Annotated in this window: 1 pseudogene; it reads left to right on the top strand. The window is 53.7% G+C overall.

From position 1 onward, the window contains the following. Positions 1–708: pseudogene (locus tag A3735_RS30890) on the top strand (transposase zinc-binding domain-containing protein); the annotation flags it as partial.

Below are 708 nucleotides of genomic sequence, written 5' to 3' on the forward strand. Positions count from 1 at the left end.
ATGAACGCCATCAGCCCGAAAAGACGCTCCTCTATCAATTGGTTCAGGAACATTATCCTGTCTTTAAGTCCTCGTTGGAGGGTCAGGGACAAAGCTTGCCTCGTTACGTTCAGAGAGAGTTCGAAGATTTTCTCCAATGTGGTCGGCTGGAATATGGCTTTTTGCGTGTCCGCTGCGAGGATTGCCATCATGAACGATTGGTCGCATTTAGCTGCAAGCGCAGAGGGTTCTGCCCCAGCTGTGGTGCCCGCCGGATGGCGGAGAGTGCCGCGCTCTTGGTGGATGAGGTGTTTCCCAAAGTTCCCATACGCCAGTGGGTGCTGAGCTTTCCCTTCCAGTTACGATTCCTGCTGGCTCGCCATCCAGAGCTGATGGGTAAAGTGTGAGGCATTGTCTACCGCACAGTCTCTACGCATTTAATTAGGCAGGCTGGTTTTACCAAGGCTACCGCACAAACCGGTGCAGTGACGTTGATCCAACGCTTTGGTTCTGCGCTCAACCTTAATGTCCATTACCACATGCTATTTCTCGATGGCGTATACGCCGAAGATACCTATGGCCAACGGCGGTTCCATCGGGTCAAGGCCCACTCAACATGAACTCAATGCGCTCGTTAACACCCTCAGCCACCGGGTCGCTCGCTGCCTGGAAAAACGCGGTCTGTTGGAGCGAGATGCCGAGAATACCTGGTTGACGCTGGACGAGGAA

Source organism: Oleiphilus sp. HI0061, from assembly GCF_001635675.1.